Genomic DNA, 16,101 nt, shown 5'->3' on the forward strand with positions numbered 1-16,101 from the left:
GTCTGGATTGAGGTGAAAAGCCCGCGATGAACAAAGAAATTTTGGCTGTTGTTGAAGCCGTCTCCAACGAGAAATCACTGCCGCGTGAGAAGATTTTCGAAGCGCTGGAAAGTGCACTGGCTACAGCTACCAAGAAAAAATACGAACAAGAGATCGATGTTCGCGTAGAAATCGATCGTAAAAGCGGTGACTTCGATACATTCCGTCGTTGGGTAATCGTTGAAGAAGTGACCCAGCCGACCAAAGAGATCACGCTGGAAGCCGCCCGTTTTGAAGACGAAAGTCTGAACGTGGGTGACTACGTTGAAGATCAGATCGAATCTGTGACCTTCGACCGTATCACCACGCAGACCGCTAAACAGGTTATCGTGCAGAAAGTGCGCGAAGCCGAGCGCGCGCTGGTTGTCGATCAGTTCCGCGATCAGGAAGGCGAGATCATCACCGGTGTGGTGAAGAAAGTGAACCGCGACAACATCTCCCTCGAGATCAAATCCGAAGGGTTGCCGGGTAACGCTGAAGCCGTGATCCTGCGTGAAGATATGCTGCCGCGTGAAAACTTCCGTCCAGGCGATCGTATTCGCGGTGTTCTGTACGCCGTTCGCCCTGAAGCGCGTGGTGCACAGCTGTTCGTGACCCGTTCTAAACCAGAAATGCTGGTAGAACTGTTCCGTATCGAAGTGCCGGAAATCGGTGAAGAAGTTATCGAAATTAAAGCGGCGGCTCGCGATCCGGGCTCCCGTGCGAAAATTGCGGTGAAAACCAACGACAAGCGTATCGACCCGGTCGGTGCTTGCGTCGGTATGCGCGGTGCGCGCGTTCAGGCAGTTTCTACTGAGCTGGGCGGCGAACGTATTGATATCGTTCTGTGGGATGACAACCCGGCGCAGTTCGTGATCAACGCAATGGCTCCAGCTGATGTGGCGTCTATCGTTGTTGACGAAGACAAACACACCATGGATATCGCTGTTGAAGCGGGCAACCTGGCGCAGGCAATCGGCCGTAACGGTCAGAACGTACGCCTGGCGTCACAGCTGAGCGGCTGGGAACTCAACGTAATGACCGTTGATGACCTGCAGGCTAAGCATCAGGCTGAAGCCCATGCGGCGATCGATACCTTCACTAAATACCTGGATATTGACGAAGACTTCGCCACTGTTCTGGTTGAAGAAGGATTCTCTACGCTGGAAGAACTGGCCTATGTGCCAATGAAAGAGCTGCTGGAAATTGACGGTCTGGATGAACCAACCGTTGAAGCCCTGCGTGAACGCGCTAAAAACGCACTGACCACCCTGGCGCTGGCTCAGGAAGAAAGCCTTGGCGATAAGAAGCCGGCTGATGACCTGCTGAATCTGGAAGGTCTTGATCGTGCGATTGCGTTCAAGCTGGCTGCCCGTGGTGTTTGTACGCTGGAAGATCTCGCTGAGCAAGGCGTTGATGACCTGGCTGATATCGAAGGTTTAACCGACGAGAAAGCCGGCGAGCTCATCATGGCCGCACGTAATATTTGCTGGTTTGGCGACGAAGCGTAATAAACTGTAGCAGGAAGGAACAGCATGACTGATGTAACTGTAAAATCGCTGGCTGCTGAGATTCAGACCTCCGTGGACCGCCTGGTACAGCAATTTGCTGATGCAGGGATCCCGAAGTCCGCTGATGACTCGGTGACCGCGCAAGAAAAACAAACCTTGTTAACGCACCTGAACCGTGAACACGGTTCTACGCCTGACAAGTTAACGCTGCAGCGCAAAACGCGCAGCACGTTAAACATCCCTGGTACCGGTGGCAAAAGCAAATCGGTACAAATTGAAGTCCGCAAGACGCGCACCTTTGTAAAACGTGATCCGCAAGAGGCAGAACGCCTTGCCGCGGAAGAGCAGGCACAGCGTGAAGCGGAAGAACAAGCTCAGCGTGAGGCGGAAGCAGCCGCCAAACGTGAAGCAGAATTAAAAGCTGAACGTGAGGCCGCAGAAAAAGCGAAACGCGACGCAAGTGATAAAGTGAAGCGTGACGCTGCGGAAAAAGACAAAGTGAGCAATCAACAGACAGACGAAATGACCAAAACTGCCCAGGCTGAAAAAGCCCGCCGTGAAAATGAAGCTGCCGAGCTGAAGCGTAAAGCGGAAGAAGAAGCCCGCCGTAAGCTGGAAGAAGAAGCTCGCCGCGTCGCCGAAGAAGCGCGCCGTATGGCAGAAGAAAACGAGAAGAATGGTGTTAATACCGTTGAGCCGACTGAAGACACCAGCGACTATCACGTGACCACTTCTCAGCATGCGCGTCAGGCTGAAGATGATAACGACCGTGAAGTAGAAGGCGGCCGTGGCCGTGGTCGTAATGCAAAAGCAGCGCGTCCGGCGAAAAAAGGCAACAAGCACGCTGAATCCAAAGCTGACCGTGAAGAAGCACGCGCTGCTGTTCGCGGCGGTAAAGGCGGCAAGCGTAAAGGTTCCGCGCTGCAGCAGGGCTTCCAGAAGCCGGCTCAGGCCGTTAACCGTGACGTCGTGATTGGCGAAACCATTACCGTTGGCGAACTGGCGAACAAGATGGCGGTTAAAGGCTCTCAGGTCATCAAAGCAATGATGAAGCTGGGTGCCATGGCGACCATCAACCAGGTCATCGATCAGGAAACCGCACAACTGGTTGCTGAAGAGATGGGCCACAAAGTTATCCTGCGTCGTGAAAACGAGCTGGAAGAAGCAGTAATGAGCGACCGTGACACAGGTGCAGCGGCTGAACCGCGTGCACCGGTCGTGACCATCATGGGTCACGTTGACCACGGTAAAACCTCTCTGCTTGACTACATTCGTTCTACTAAGGTTGCCTCTGGTGAAGCGGGTGGTATTACCCAGCACATCGGTGCTTACCACGTAGAAACTGACAACGGTATGATCACCTTCCTGGATACTCCGGGCCACGCCGCGTTTACCTCAATGCGTGCTCGTGGTGCTCAGGCGACGGATATCGTTGTTCTGGTTGTTGCTGCAGACGACGGCGTCATGCCGCAGACCATCGAAGCTATCCAGCACGCGAAAGCAGCAGGTGTGCCGGTTGTGGTTGCAGTGAACAAGATCGATAAGCCAGAAGCGGATCCCGATCGTGTTAAAAACGAACTTTCCCAGTACGGTATTCTGCCGGAAGAGTGGGGCGGCGAAAGCCAGTTCGTACACGTGTCTGCGAAAGCGGGTACCGGTATCGACGAACTGCTGGACGCGATCCTGCTGCAGGCCGAAGTTCTGGAGCTGAAAGCCATCCGTAACGGTATGGCGAGCGGTGCGGTTATCGAATCCTTCCTGGATAAAGGACGTGGCCCGGTTGCTACCGTTCTGGTTCGCGAAGGTACGCTGCATAAAGGCGATATCGTTCTGTGCGGTTTCGAATACGGTCGCGTTCGTGCGATGCGTAACGAACTGGGTCAGGAAGTGCTGGAAGCAGGTCCGTCCATTCCAGTGGAAATCCTGGGTCTGTCCGGTGTTCCGGCTGCCGGTGACGAAGTGACCGTGGTGCGTGACGAGAAGAAAGCGCGTGAAGTGGCACTGTATCGTCAGGGTAAATTCCGTGAAGTTAAACTGGCTCGTCAGCAGAAATCTAAACTCGAGAACATGTTTGCCAACATGACCGATGGCGAAGTTCACGAAGTGAACATCGTTCTGAAAGCCGACGTTCAGGGTTCTGTGGAAGCGATCTCCGACTCCTTGCTGAAACTGTCTACCGACGAAGTGAAAGTGAAGATCATCGGTTCTGGCGTAGGTGGTATCACCGAAACCGACGCGACCCTGGCTGCTGCCTCCAACGCTATCCTGGTTGGCTTCAACGTTCGTGCGGATGCATCCGCTCGTAAAGTGATTGAAGCTGAAAGCCTGGATCTGCGCTACTACTCCGTCATCTATAACCTGATCGACGAAGTGAAAGCAGCCATGAGCGGCATGCTGTCTCCTGAGCTGAAACAGCAGATCATCGGTCTGGCTGAAGTACGTGACGTGTTCAAATCACCGAAATTCGGTGCGATCGCGGGCTGTATGGTTACCGAAGGTAACATCAAGCGTCACAACCCAATCCGCGTACTGCGTGACAACGTGGTTATCTATGAAGGCGAGCTGGAATCCCTGCGCCGCTTCAAAGATGACGTTAACGAAGTCCGTAACGGCATGGAATGTGGTATCGGCGTGAAGAACTACAACGACGTTCGCGTTGGCGATATGATCGAAGTGTTCGAGATCATCGAAATTCAGCGTACCATCGCTTAATCTTCGTCGGCTTTTGGGCCGCCACTGCGTTGGCTGCGCTCGTTCACCCCGGTCACATAGTTATCTATGCTCCCGGGGATTCACGAGCTTGCCGCCTTGTTGCAACCCATAATCCTTAGAAGATTAACTAGCGTAGGCCGGGTAAGCGAAGCGCCACCCGGCAATAATTTTAAAAGGGGCTTTTAGCCCCTTTTTTGTCTGGAGAATTTATTATGGCGAAAGAATTTGGTCGCCCTCAGCGCGTAGCGCAGGAAATGCAGAAAGAGATCGCACTCATTCTGCAACGTGAAATTAAAGACCCGCGCGTCGGCATGATGACCACCGTTTCCGGTGTCGAAATGTCCCGCGATTTGGCCTATGCAAAAGTGTTCGTCACCTTCCTGAACGATCAGGACGAAGCGGCAGTGAAAAACGGCATTAAAGCGCTGCAGGAAGCCTCTGGTTTCATCCGCTCCCTGCTCGGCAAAGCGATGCGCCTGCGTATCGTGCCTGAGCTGACCTTCTTCTACGACAACTCGCTGGTCGAAGGTATGCGTATGTCCAACCTGGTGACCAGCGTGGTTAAACATGACGACGAGCGTCGTGTTAACCCGGCGGACGACAGCAAGGAGGACTAATGAGTCGTCCTCGTCGTCGCGGTCGCGACGTGCATGGTGTGCTGCTGCTGGATAAACCCCAGGGCGCTTCCAGCAACGACGTGCTGCAAAAAGTTAAGCGTATTTATAACGCCAACCGTGCGGGCCACACCGGCGCGCTCGATCCGCTGGCAACCGGCATGCTGCCGGTCTGCCTGGGAGAGGCGACAAAGTTTTCCCAGTACCTGCTCGACTCCGATAAGCGCTACCGCGTTATCGCTAAGCTGGGCCAGCGCACGGATACCTCCGACGCGGATGGCCAGGTGGTGGAAGAGCGTCCGGTGACGTTCAGCGCGGAACAGCTTGATGCTGCGCTGGAGAGCTTCCGTGGAGACACGATGCAGGTGCCGTCGATGTATTCGGCGCTGAAATATCAGGGCAAGAAGCTCTACGAATATGCGCGCCAGGGCATTGATGTCCCGCGTGAAGCCCGTCCGATAACCGTGTATGAGCTGCTGTTTATTCGCCACGAAGGCGATGAGCTGGAGCTGGAAGTACACTGTTCGAAAGGGACCTATATTCGCACCATCATCGACGACCTCGGTGAAAAGCTGGGCTGCGGTGCGCATGTGATTTACCTGCGCCGTCTGGCGGTAAGCAAGTACCCGGTGGAGCGGATGGTGACCCTGGAACATCTGCGCGAGCTGGTAGAACAGGCGGAAGCGCAGGGGATCGCGCCGGCAGATTTGCTGGATCCCTTGCTGATGCCGATGGACAGTCCGGCAGCGGACTTCCCGGTTGTTAATCTTCCTTTAACATCGTCCGTTTACTTTAAGAACGGCAACCCGGTTCGTACGGCGGAAGCGCCGCTGGAGGGACTGGTACGCGTGACCGAAGGTGACGAAGGGAAATTCATCGGTATGGGCGAAATGGATGGCGAAGGGCGCGTTGCGCCGCGTCGTCTGGTCGTCGAATATCCGGTCGACGCGTGACGGTGGTAACGGCTCACCTTGCGATAAGCAGGGGAGACGAGTAGAATATCGCCGCTTAACGCCTGGTAAATTGTTTAACAATCTGCGGGGCGTACATGGGATTGCTGAATTAGAGATCGGCATCCTTACATTCTTTATACTTTGGAGTTTGAAAATGTCTCTAAGCGTTGAAGCTAAAGCTAAAATCGTTTCTGAGTTTGGTCGTGGTACTAACGACAGCGGTTCTACTGAAGTTCAGGTTGCACTGCTGACTGCACAGATTAACCACCTGCAGGGTCACTTTGCAGAGCACAAAAAAGATCACCACAGCCGTCGTGGTCTGCTGCGTATGGTTTCTCAGCGTCGTAAACTGCTCGACTACCTGAAACGTAAAGATGTTGCACGCTACACCGCGCTGATCGAGCGTCTGGGTCTGCGTCGCTAATTCTTGCGAGTTTCAGAAAAGGGGGCCTGATGGCCCCTTTTTTCAACCAGACGGCAGCAATTCACTGGAAACTATTGTATTGTTGCTATAAATGATCTTCATTGCAGAGGTTCGCGCGGCTAATGAGAGGCTTCACCCATGGGGGTGTTGGTTGTCATTAGTCGCGAGGATGCGAAGAAGGTCGGGTTAAATCGACAGCACACCGGTGGTGTGCTGTCAAACATTTAAGAAAGGACAGAACTTTGCTGAATCCGATCGTTCGTAAATTCCAGTATGGTCAACATACCGTCACGCTGGAAACCGGCATGATGGCACGTCAGGCTACTGCTGCCGTTATGGTAAGCATGGATGACACTGCGGTATTCGTTACCGTTGTTGGCCAGAAAAAAGCTAAACCAGGTCAGGACTTCTTCCCGCTGACCGTTAACTACCAGGAGCGTACCTACGCTGCCGGTAAAATCCCGGGTGGTTTCTTCCGTCGTGAAGGCCGTCCAAGCGAAGGCGAAACGCTGATTGCGCGTCTGATTGACCGCCCGGTTCGTCCGCTGTTCCCGGAAGGCTTCGTTAACGAAGTACAGGTTATCGCGACCGTTGTTTCCGTTAACCCACAGGTTAACCCGGACATCGTTGCCATGATCGGCGCATCCGCTGCCCTGTCACTGTCTGGTATTCCATTCAATGGCCCAATCGGTGCCGCGCGCGTTGGCTACATCAATGACCAGTACGTGCTGAACCCAACCCAGGAAGAGCTGAAAGAAAGTAAGCTGGACCTGGTTGTTGCGGGTACTGAAGCGGCTGTACTGATGGTTGAATCCGAAGCTGAACTGCTGAGCGAAGACCAGATGCTGGGCGCTGTGGTATTTGGCCACGACCAGCAGCAGATCGTTATCCAGAACATCAACGACCTGGTGAAAGAAGCCGGTAAACCACGTTGGGACTGGCAGCCAGAAGCAGCAAACGACGCGCTGAACGCACGCGTTGCAGCCCTGGCAGAATCTCGTCTGAGCGATGCATACCGCATCACTGACAAGCAGGAGCGTTACGCTCAGGTTGACGTGATCAAGTCTGAGACTATCTCGACGCTGGTTGCTGAAGACGAAGCGCTGGATGCTAACGAACTGAGCGACATCCTGCACGCTATCGAGAAAAACGTTGTTCGTAGCCGTGTACTGGCAGGCGAGCCGCGTATCGATGGCCGCGAAAAAGACATGATCCGTGGTCTGGATGTGCGTACTGGCGTTCTGCCACGTACTCACGGTTCCGCGCTGTTCACCCGTGGCGAAACGCAGGCGCTGGTTACCGCGACCCTGGGTACTGCACGTGACGCACAGATCATCGACGAACTGATGGGCGAGCGCACTGACAGCTTCCTGTTCCACTACAACTTCCCTCCGTACTCCGTAGGCGAAACCGGTATGGTTGGCTCGCCGAAGCGTCGTGAAATTGGTCACGGTCGTCTGGCGAAGCGCGGCGTGCTGGCAGTAATGCCAGAAGCTGACAAGTTCCCGTACACCGTTCGTGTGGTTTCTGAAATCACCGAATCCAACGGTTCTTCTTCCATGGCTTCCGTGTGTGGTGCTTCTCTGGCGCTGATGGATGCAGGCGTGCCAATCAAAGCCGCCGTTGCGGGTATCGCAATGGGCCTGGTGAAAGAAGGCGACAACTTCGTTGTTCTGTCTGACATTCTGGGTGACGAAGACCACCTGGGTGATATGGACTTCAAAGTAGCGGGTTCCCGCGAAGGTATCTCTGCGCTGCAGATGGATATCAAAATTGAAGGTATCACCAAAGAGATCATGCAGGTTGCTCTGAACCAGGCTAAAGGTGCTCGTCTGCACATCCTGGGCGTGATGGAACAGGCGATTAACGCGCCGCGTGGCGACATTTCTCAGTTCGCTCCACGTATCCACACCATCAAGATCAACCCAGATAAGATCAAAGATGTTATCGGTAAGGGCGGTTCCGTAATCCGTGCGCTGACCGAAGAGACTGGCACCACGATCGAAATCGAAGATGACGGTACTGTGAAGATCGCAGCAACCGACGGCGAGAAAGCGAAATTCGCGATCCGTCGCATCGAAGAAATCACGGCAGAGATCGAAGTGGGCCGCGTCTACGCAGGTAAAGTGACCCGTATCGTTGACTTTGGCGCGTTCGTTGCCATCGGTGGCGGTAAAGAAGGTCTGGTTCACATCTCTCAGATCGCTGACAAGCGCGTTGAGAAAGTGACCGATTACCTGCAGATGGGTCAGGAAGTACCGGTGAAAGTTCTGGAAGTTGATCGCCAGGGCCGTATCCGTCTGAGCATTAAAGAAGCAACCGAGCAGTCTCAGCCAGCTGCTGCGCCAGAAGCACAGGCAGCAGAACAGCAAGGCGAGTAAGTTGCCATTTGCCCTCCGTTTTGCGGAGGGCCTATTATCAGGCAGGACGCCTTGTTAAGCCGCCGGGGGACAGGACGTTCATCCAATAGTTGTCTTCGGGAGTGGGAAATGAAGCCTTTTTTGCGCTGGTGTTTCGTTGCGACAGCTTTAACGCTGGCAGGATGCAGCAACTCTGCCTGGCGTAAGAGCGAAGTCCTCGCAGTGCCATTGCAACCGACTTTGCAGCAGGAAGTGATTCTGGCACGCATGGAACAAATACTTGCCAGTCGGGCTTTAACCGATGAAGAACGCGCACAGCTTTTATATGAGCGCGGAGTGTTGTATGATAGTCTCGGTCTGAGGGCATTGGCGCGAAATGATTTTTCACAAGCGCTGGCTATCCGACCTGATATGCCTGAAGTATTCAATTACTTAGGCATTTATTTAACGCAGGCAGGCAATTTTGATGCTGCCTATGAAGCGTTTGATTCTGTACTTGAGCTTGATCCAACTTACAACTACGCGCACTTGAATCGCGGTATCGCATTGTATTACGGCGGTCGTGATAAGTTAGCGCAAGATGATCTGCTGGCGTTTTATCAAGACGATCCTAATGATCCTTTCCGTAGCCTGTGGCTTTACATCGTTGAGCGGAAGCTCGATGAGAAGCAGGCAAAAGAGGCACTGAAACAGCGCTTCGATAAATCGGACAAGGAACAGTGGGGATGGAACATTGTCGAGTTCTACCTGGGCAACATTAGCGAAGCAACGCTGATGGAACGCCTCAAGGCGGACGCAACGGATAACACCTCGCTCGCTGAGCATCTCAGTGAAACCAACTTCTATTTAGGTAAGTACTACCTAAGTCTGGGGGATATGGACAGCGCTACGGCACTGTTCAAATTAGCGGTTGCTAACAACGTACACAACTTCGTTGAGCACCGTTATGCATTGTTGGAATTATCGCTCTTGGGCCAGGAGCATGACGACCTGGCAGAATCGGACCAGCAATAGCTGACGACATAAACATCAGCCCGTAATCTTTTGATTGCCATCACCTTAACTGGTGAGGGCGTTGTTGTTCGTCAATACACCTACTTTGAGCCGGTTCACACTTTTCAATGAAAATTGCTAATCATTTTCACGATGAGCTAAGTAGACTGGCCGCCATTAATATCGAGGCACTTGTACTACATGGCTGAATTCGAAACCACTTTTGCAGATCTGGGCCTGAAGGCTCCTATCCTTGAAGCCCTTAACGATCTGGGTTACGAAAAACCATCTCCGATCCAGGCTGAGTGTATCCCACACCTGCTTTCTGGTCGTGACGTGCTGGGCATGGCCCAGACTGGTAGCGGTAAAACTGCAGCATTCTCGCTGCCGCTGCTGAACAACATTGATCCGGACCTGCGTGCACCGCAGATCCTCGTCCTGGCTCCAACCCGTGAACTGGCTGTTCAGGTTGCAGAAGCCATGACGGAATTCTCTAAACATATGCGCGGCGTAAACGTGGTAGCCCTGTACGGCGGCCAGCGTTATGACGTGCAGTTACGCGCCCTGCGCCAGGGCCCACAGATTGTTGTCGGTACGCCGGGCCGTCTGCTGGATCACCTGAAGCGCGGTACTCTGGACCTCTCTAAACTGAGCGGCCTGGTACTGGATGAAGCAGATGAAATGCTGCGTATGGGCTTCATCGAAGACGTCGAAACCATCATGGCGCAGATCCCGGACGGTCATCAGACCGCGCTGTTCTCTGCCACCATGCCTGAAGCGATTCGTCGTATCACCAAGCGCTTCATGAAAGATCCTCAGGAAGTGCGTATTCAGTCCAGCGTAACCACTCGCCCGGACATCAGCCAGAGCTACTGGTCTGTGTACGGCATGCGCAAAAACGAAGCGCTGGTACGTTTCCTGGAAGCAGAAGATTTTGATGCGGCGATTATCTTCGTTCGTACCAAAAACGCGACCCTGGAAGTGGCTGAAGCCCTGGAGCGTAGCGGCTACAACAGCGCAGCGCTGAACGGCGACATGAACCAGGCCCTGCGTGAGCAGACTCTGGAGCGTCTGAAAGACGGTCGTCTGGATATCCTGATTGCAACCGACGTGGCAGCACGTGGTCTGGACGTTGAGCGTATCAGCCTGGTTGTAAACTACGACATCCCGATGGATTCCGAGTCTTACGTTCACCGTATCGGCCGTACCGGTCGTGCGGGTCGTGCTGGCCGCGCGCTGCTGTTCGTTGAGAACCGCGAGCGTCGTCTGCTGCGTAACATTGAACGCACCATGAAGCTGACCATTCCAGAAGCTGACCTGCCAAACGCAGAGCTGCTGGGCAAACGCCGTCTGGAAAAATTCGCCGCGAAAGTACAGCAGCAGCTGGAAAGCAGCGATCTGGATCAGTACCGCGCGCTGCTGTCGCAGATTCAGCCTGTTGCTGAAGGCGAAGAGCTGGACATGGAAACCCTGGCTGCAGCACTGCTGAAAATGGCTCAGGGCGAACGTAGCCTGATCGTGCCACCAGATGCGCCGATGCGTCCTAAGCGTGAATTCCGTGACCGTGACGATCGCTTCGAACGTCGTGGCGACCGTAATGACCGTGGTCCACGCGGTGACCGTCCAGAGCGTGGTGGTGAAGACCGTCCACGTCGTGAACGTCGTGACGCGGGTGACATGGAACTTTACCGCATTGAAGTGGGCCGTGATGATGGCGTTGAAGTTCGTCACATCGTTGGCGCGATCGCTAACGAAGGCGACATCAGCAGCCGTTACATCGGTAACATCAAGCTGTTCGCATCTCACTCCACCATCGAGCTGCCAAAAGGCATGCCGGGCGAAGTGCTGCAGCACTTTACGCGTACCCGCATCCTGAACAAGCCGATGAACATGCAGCTGATGGGTGATGCACAGCCACGCCCTGACCGCGGTGGTGAACGTCGTGGCGGTGGTCGCAGCTTCGGTGGCGAGCGTCGTGAAGGCGGCCGCAGCGAAGGTCGCGGTGGTGAAGGTCGTCGTTTCTCCGGCGAGCGTCGCGAAAACCGTGGCCCACGTCGTGAAGAAGGCACCAGCCGCCGTCGTTTCGGTGACGCGTAAGCCTTTCGCTTCTGACGTAAAGTAAAATATACAGCCCCGATATACGCTATCGGGGCTTTTTTTATTCCTTTTGTACTCTTGTACTGGTACAGTGCGTCACATTAAAATGCAGAACCGCATGATTGACTGGAGAAAAGGCTGTATGGCGACACTAACCACCACCCAAACGTCACCCTCGCTGCTTGGCGGCGTGGTGATCATCGGCGGAACCATTATAGGTGCCGGGATGTTTTCCCTGCCCGTGGTCATGTCCGGTGCGTGGTTCTTCTGGTCGCTGGCGGCGCTGGTCTTTACCTGGTTCTGCATGCTCCATTCCGGGCTGATGATCCTTGAGGCAAACCTGAACTACCGCATTGGCTCCAGCTTCGACACCATCACCAAAGATCTGCTGGGTAAAGGCTGGAACCTGGTGAACGGGCTGTCCATCGCGTTTGTGCTCTATATCCTGACCTACGCGTATATTTCGGCGAGCGGCTCGATTCTGCATCACACCTTCTCGGAGATGTCGCTGAACGTTCCGGCGCGTCTGGCTGGGTTGTGCTTTGCGCTGGCTGTGGCGTTTATCGTCTGGATGAGTACCAAAGCGGTGAGCCGCATGACGGCGATTGTATTAGGCGCTAAGGTCATCACCTTCTTCCTGACCTTCGGCAGCCTTCTGGGGCACGTGACGCCCGCCACGCTGTTTAACGTTGCCGAAGTGAACACCTCCTACACGCCGTACCTGCTGATGACGCTGCCGTTCTGTCTGGCGTCGTTCGGTTACCACGGTAACGTGCCGAGCCTGATGAAGTACTACGGCAAAGATCCCCGCACCATTGTGAAGTGTCTGGTCTACGGCACGCTGCTGGCGCTGGGTCTGTATGTTATTTGGCTGCTGGGGACGATGGGCAACATCCCGCGTCCGGAATTTATCGGCATTGCCCAGAAGGGCGGTAACATCGACGTGCTGGTGCAGGCGCTGAGCGGCGTGCTGAACAGCCGCAGCCTGGATCTGCTGCTGGTTATCTTCTCTAACTTTGCGGTGGCGAGTTCTTTCCTGGGCGTGACGCTGGGCCTGTTTGACTATCTGGCGGATCTGTTCGGCTTTGATGATTCTGCGATGGGGCGTTTAAAAACTGCGCTGCTGACCTTCCTGCCGCCGATTGTGGGCGGCCTGCTGTGGCCGAACGGCTTCCTGTACGCCATCGGTTATGCAGGGCTTGCGGCAACTATCTGGGCGGCGATTGTGCCGGCGCTGTTGGCGCGCAAATCACGTAAACGCTTCGGCAGCCCAAAATTCCGCGTCTGGGGCGGTAAGCCGATGATTGCGCTGATTCTGGTATTCGGCGTTGGTAACGCACTGGTACACGTGTTGTCGAGTTTTAACCTGTTGCCCGTTTATCAGTAAAACGAGGGGTTGACCCCCTCACCCCGGCCCTCTCCCATAGGGAGAGGGAGAAAAGCAAAAAACTACCCCACCAACTCCTCTTTCACCTGCATCGCCAGTTCAAACGAATGCAAACGCGCCTGGTGATCGAAAATCTGGCCGTTAACCATAATCTCATCCGCCTGCGTTTCGCGCAGCACCGCGTCCAGCCCGTGACGCACTTTCGCCTTATCGCCAACCAGCGACATGCTCAGGGCCTGCTGCACGCCATACTGCTCGGAGGCGGACCACAGCTGATGCATATTCTCCACCGGCGGCGGAAGCTGCCCCGTCTCACCGCGACGCAGCTTCACAAAAGCCTGCTGCATTGAGGTAAACAGGAATTCCGCGTCGCGATTGCTGTCGGCCGCAACGATGTTGATACACACCATTGCGTACGGCTTCTCAAGACGCTCGGACGGTTTGAAGTTCGTTCGGTAAAGATGCAGCGCCTGATGCAGCATATCCGGTGCAAAGTGGGAGGCAAACGCAAACGGCAGCCCAAGCTGCGCGGCGAGCTGTGCGCTGTAGAGGCTTGATCCCAACAGCCACACCGGGATCTTCTCACCGTAGCCCGGCACCGGGCGCACGTGCGGGTTCGGATCGCGCGCGTCGAACCAGTCCACCAGCTCGGCCACATCGCGCGGGAAGTTGTCGATATCGCCGCTCATATGGCGACGCAGGGCGCGCATGGTTGGCTGATCGCTGCCCGGCGCACGACCAAGACCCAAATCAATACGCCCCGGATAGAGGGTATTCAGGGTGCCAAACTGCTCGGCAATCACCAGCGGGGCGTGGTTCGGCAGCATCACGCCGCCGGAGCCCAGGTGTAGCGTGGTGGTGTTTGCCGCCAGATAGCCGATCAAAACCGAGGTGGCGGCGCTGGCTATGCCAACCATATTGTGGTGCTCGGCCAGCCAGTAGCGGTGATAGCCACGCTTTTCGGCCAGCTGAGCCAGATCCAGAGAGTGCGAAAAGGCTTCTCTTGCCGAGGAGCCCTGAGGGATCGGCGCCAGATCCAGCACCGAAAACGGAATGGTTTTGTCAGTCATAACAGCTCACTTTGTCGACGGTCAATCTTTAATACTGCATTAAAAAATGATAACCGTTGTTAACAAAGTGAGCCTTTTTTACGCCTGAAGTTCCAGCCCGGCGAGACGTCTCCAGTAGCCGTTGCAGTCGCTGTTTGCCGTCAGCGGCAGCGGAGCGGCGCCGTTTTCATTGGCGCGGAAGGCGTCCAGCATCGCGAACACGCCGGTATCCAGCGGTGACAGACGCACCATGTCCACCAGCCCGTCCATCGACGCCAGCTCGTTGCCGAGGTTATAGACATAGCCGCTCATGGTCTGAATACCGTTGAGGACAAATACCTGCTGATTCTCCTGCGACAGCATGCTGCGTCCGTTCGGGTACTTGATGCAGCAGGTTTCGCATTCGTCTTTCGGGCGGTCTTCCGAGCGCGCGGTGAAGCAGCGGGCGGAGTAGGCCAGCGGCAGATGGCCGTAGCTCAGCACTTCCACTTCAAACTGATTGCGAATGCCCAGCTCGTCGCACTGTTTAAGCAGGTTTGCCAGCCAGTCGCGGGAGAGCTCTACCGGCATGCACCAGCGCGTCATTCCCTGTTTGAGCAGCAGGCGCAGGGTTACGGCGTTGTAGCAGTTCAGGGCATGGCCCGCGACAAACGGCAGCTTGCGTTCAGCGCACATGTTCACCACGCCCAGATCGCTCGCTTCCAGCAGGAACTCGCCGTTTTCAACGTAGCGCTTCAGCTCGCCCAGTTCGGACGACGCCTGCACAAGCGCGAGCGTGGAGAGCACTACCTGCTTGCCGCTTCCGGCCAGGCCTTTCGCCATATCCAGCCAGTCGCCCACTTTTGTGGCGCGGCGCTTGCTGCACACCGCTTCGCCGAGGTAAATCACGTCGGCGCTGCTGGTCGCGGCCTGTTGGTAAAAATCTTCCAGCGTCCCTTTTGGCCAGTAGTAGAGCACCGGTCCTAATGAATATTTCATGATGATCTCACTGCCATTTACGGTGATACGCGCCAAGCGTGGTTTGTGTGCCTTCGGACATCGAACCAAGCGTTTCCATCCAGGCCTGCTGTGGAGCGTAGTTCTGCGGATCCGCCATGCAGCGGTCAATGGCCTGACGCCACACTTTCGCTACCTGGCTCACGTAGGCCGGGCTACGCTGACGTCCTTCGATTTTCACCGAGGCAATATTGGCCGCCAGCAGTTCCGGCAGTAGCTCCAGCGTGTTGAGGCTGGTCGGCTCCTCCAGCGCGTGATAGCGCTCGCCGTCGACCAGATAGCGGCCTTTACACAGGGTAGGATAACCGGCGTTTTCCCCGTCCTGGTAGCGGTCGATCAGCACCTCATTCAGGCGGGATTCCAGCCCCTGTGGGGTTTGCTGCCAGCGGACAAAGCGGGCAGGAGAGCAGGCCCCGACGGTATTCGGCGATTCACCGGTTAAATAAGAGGAAAGATAGCAACGGCCTTCAGCCATGATGCACAGGCTGCCAAAGGCAAAAACCTCCAGCGGCACTGGCGTGACGCGCGCGAGTTGCTTAACCTGATGAATAGAGAGCACACGCGGCAGCACCACGCGGGCCACGTCAAAGTGTTGATGATAAAAACGCACCGCCTCTTCGTTGGTGGCAGATGCCTGAACAGAGACGTGGCGCTCAATATGGGGATAGCGTTCTGCCGCATACTCAAGCATGGCGAGATCGGCCAGGATCAGCGCATCGGCACCCAGCTGTGCCGCCATATCCACCGCGCGCTGCCAGCGGGCGTAGCCGTCAGGATGAGCAAAGGTATTGATGGCGATATGCAGCTTGCGGCGGTGCTGGTGAACGAAGTTAACGGCTTCCTGAAGCTTTTTCTCCGTAAAGTTGAGGCCAGCAAAATGGCGGGCGTTGGTATCATCTTTCAGCCCGATATAGACCGCATCGGCCCCATTTTCGATGGCCGCCTTAAGCGCCGGAAGGTTTCCGGCAGGGCAGAGCAGCTCCATAA

13 protein-coding genes are annotated in these 16,101 nt (G+C 55.4%); 10 read left to right on the forward strand and 3 right to left on the reverse strand.

Annotated elements, in window-relative coordinates; all coding sequences use genetic code 11:
- The first annotated feature begins 26 nt into the window (after nucleotides 1-26).
- The 10 genes from nusA (at nucleotide 27) to mtr (ending at nucleotide 13,069) form a co-directional block, all read left to right on the forward strand.
- Nucleotides 27-1,529 (forward strand): transcription termination factor NusA, encoded by a 1,503-nt coding sequence (nusA, locus tag ACOTZC_RS18925; protein ID WP_003861798.1) that lies wholly within the window; start codon nucleotides 27-29, stop codon nucleotides 1,527-1,529.
- A gap of 24 nt (nucleotides 1,530-1,553) precedes the next feature.
- Complete coding sequence (gene infB / locus ACOTZC_RS18930; protein ID WP_023309335.1) at nucleotides 1,554-4,241, forward strand: translation initiation factor IF-2; 2,688 nt, start codon at nucleotides 1,554-1,556, stop codon at nucleotides 4,239-4,241.
- Between the two features lie 212 nt (nucleotides 4,242-4,453).
- Nucleotides 4,454-4,858, forward strand: coding sequence for a 30S ribosome-binding factor RbfA (gene rbfA, locus ACOTZC_RS18935; protein WP_003024988.1), 405 nt, complete (start codon nucleotides 4,454-4,456; stop codon nucleotides 4,856-4,858).
- Nucleotides 4,858-5,808 (forward strand): tRNA pseudouridine(55) synthase TruB, encoded by a 951-nt coding sequence (truB, locus tag ACOTZC_RS18940; protein WP_045355410.1) that lies wholly within the window; start codon nucleotides 4,858-4,860, stop codon nucleotides 5,806-5,808. Before rbfA ends, truB begins: the two co-directional genes overlap by 1 nt.
- A gap of 154 nt (nucleotides 5,809-5,962) precedes the next feature.
- Nucleotides 5,963-6,232: a 30S ribosomal protein S15 gene (rpsO, locus tag ACOTZC_RS18945; protein ID WP_003861789.1), complete on the forward strand. Its 270-nt coding sequence runs from the start codon at nucleotides 5,963-5,965 to the stop codon at nucleotides 6,230-6,232.
- 242 nt (nucleotides 6,233-6,474) lie between these two features.
- On the forward strand, nucleotides 6,475-8,613 hold the full coding sequence (gene pnp / locus ACOTZC_RS18950) for a polyribonucleotide nucleotidyltransferase (protein WP_126303133.1): 2,139 nt from the start codon (nucleotides 6,475-6,477) through the stop codon (nucleotides 8,611-8,613).
- 108 nt (nucleotides 8,614-8,721) lie between these two features.
- A complete protein-coding gene (gene nlpI / locus ACOTZC_RS18955; protein ID WP_023309331.1) occupies nucleotides 8,722-9,606 on the forward strand; it encodes a lipoprotein NlpI in 885 nt (294 codons plus the stop codon).
- A gap of 107 nt (nucleotides 9,607-9,713) precedes the next feature.
- Nucleotides 9,714-9,794: a protein YrbN gene (gene yrbN / locus ACOTZC_RS18960; RefSeq protein WP_097397692.1), complete on the forward strand. Its 81-nt coding sequence runs from the start codon at nucleotides 9,714-9,716 to the stop codon at nucleotides 9,792-9,794.
- A complete protein-coding gene (locus ACOTZC_RS18965) occupies nucleotides 9,787-11,682 on the forward strand; it encodes a DEAD/DEAH family ATP-dependent RNA helicase (protein WP_023309330.1) in 1,896 nt (631 codons plus the stop codon). The genes yrbN and ACOTZC_RS18965 overlap by 8 nt, the downstream gene beginning before the upstream one ends.
- 142 nt (nucleotides 11,683-11,824) lie before the next feature.
- On the forward strand, nucleotides 11,825-13,069 hold the full coding sequence (gene mtr / locus ACOTZC_RS18970) for a tryptophan permease (RefSeq protein ID WP_045355428.1): 1,245 nt from the start codon (nucleotides 11,825-11,827) through the stop codon (nucleotides 13,067-13,069).
- A 62-nt stretch (nucleotides 13,070-13,131) separates the two neighbouring features.
- Here mtr and ACOTZC_RS18975 read toward each other — a convergent pair whose 3' ends face one another.
- From ACOTZC_RS18975 to ubiU, 3 genes are all read right to left on the reverse strand, one after another.
- Entirely contained in the window at nucleotides 13,132-14,139 is a 1,008-nt protein-coding gene (locus ACOTZC_RS18975) for a luciferase-like monooxygenase (protein WP_045355411.1), read from the reverse strand.
- A gap of 78 nt (nucleotides 14,140-14,217) precedes the next feature.
- Nucleotides 14,218-15,096: a U32 family peptidase gene (locus tag ACOTZC_RS18980; RefSeq protein ID WP_045403510.1), complete on the reverse strand. Its 879-nt coding sequence runs from the start codon at nucleotides 15,094-15,096 to the stop codon at nucleotides 14,218-14,220.
- A 7-nt stretch (nucleotides 15,097-15,103) separates the two neighbouring features.
- Entirely contained in the window at nucleotides 15,104-16,099 is a 996-nt protein-coding gene (gene ubiU / locus ACOTZC_RS18985; protein WP_023309326.1) for a ubiquinone anaerobic biosynthesis protein UbiU, read from the reverse strand.
- Nucleotides 16,100-16,101: the final 2 nt, after the last annotated feature.

It is taken from the genome of Enterobacter cloacae complex sp. SHL009, assembly GCF_049237205.1.
In the GTDB taxonomy this organism is placed as follows: Bacteria; Pseudomonadota; Gammaproteobacteria; order Enterobacterales; family Enterobacteriaceae; genus Enterobacter; species Enterobacter cloacae_M.

Excerpts from the sequence above, each read along its gene's own strand:
- nusA (WP_003861798.1), top strand. The coding sequence starts at position 27 with ATGAACAAAGAAATTTTGGCTGTTGTTGAAGCCGTCTCCAACGAGAAA.
- infB (WP_023309335.1), top strand. The coding sequence starts at position 1,554 with ATGACTGATGTAACTGTAAAATCGCTGGCTGCTGAGATTCAGACCTCC.
- rbfA (WP_003024988.1), top strand. The coding sequence starts at position 4,454 with ATGGCGAAAGAATTTGGTCGCCCTCAGCGCGTAGCGCAGGAAATGCAG.
- truB (WP_045355410.1), top strand. The coding sequence starts at position 4,858 with ATGAGTCGTCCTCGTCGTCGCGGTCGCGACGTGCATGGTGTGCTGCTG.
- rpsO (WP_003861789.1), top strand. The coding sequence starts at position 5,963 with ATGTCTCTAAGCGTTGAAGCTAAAGCTAAAATCGTTTCTGAGTTTGGT.
- nlpI (WP_023309331.1), top strand. The coding sequence starts at position 8,722 with ATGAAGCCTTTTTTGCGCTGGTGTTTCGTTGCGACAGCTTTAACGCTG.
- yrbN (WP_097397692.1), top strand. The coding sequence starts at position 9,714 with ATGAAAATTGCTAATCATTTTCACGATGAGCTAAGTAGACTGGCCGCC.
- ACOTZC_RS18965 (WP_023309330.1), top strand. The coding sequence starts at position 9,787 with ATGGCTGAATTCGAAACCACTTTTGCAGATCTGGGCCTGAAGGCTCCT.
- mtr (WP_045355428.1), top strand. The coding sequence starts at position 11,825 with ATGGCGACACTAACCACCACCCAAACGTCACCCTCGCTGCTTGGCGGC.
- ACOTZC_RS18975 (WP_045355411.1), bottom strand. The coding sequence starts at position 14,139 with ATGACTGACAAAACCATTCCGTTTTCGGTGCTGGATCTGGCGCCGATC.
- ACOTZC_RS18980 (WP_045403510.1), bottom strand. The coding sequence starts at position 15,096 with ATGAAATATTCATTAGGACCGGTGCTCTACTACTGGCCAAAAGGGACG.
- ubiU (WP_023309326.1), bottom strand. The coding sequence starts at position 16,099 with ATGGAGCTGCTCTGCCCTGCCGGAAACCTTCCGGCGCTTAAGGCGGCC.